Origin of the sequence: Halomonas sp. ALS9 (genome assembly GCF_001651035.1) — a bacterium.
Lineage (GTDB): Bacteria > Pseudomonadota > Gammaproteobacteria > Pseudomonadales > Halomonadaceae > Vreelandella.
Genome location: NZ_LXRG01000060.1, coordinates 1 through 218, shown reverse-complemented (window position 1 = coordinate 218; position 218 = coordinate 1). Strand labels below are relative to the sequence as shown.

Genomic DNA, 218 nt, shown 5'->3' with positions numbered 1-218 from the left:
TCCTGCATGCTTGGGCTAGTGCGTTGAGAGATATCAATGCGTGCCCGCTCCCCATCGCTATGGGTTGGTTCCGGCCCGCCGCCTGGAATCGCACTGGTACTACCAGAGCGATCCCCACCGGTGATGGCATTAACGAGCGGAGTGCTATAGTACTCCGGTACTCCGCGCCGCTCATCTTCGCTGGCGATACTTAAAATCCACAACACAAAAAAGAAGGC

General features: G+C 56.4%; 1 pseudogene. It reads right to left on the bottom strand.

Annotated features, from left to right (window positions below):
* Positions 1-218 (bottom strand): annotated as a pseudogene (motB, locus tag A6R74_RS04100) (flagellar motor protein MotB); the annotation flags it as partial.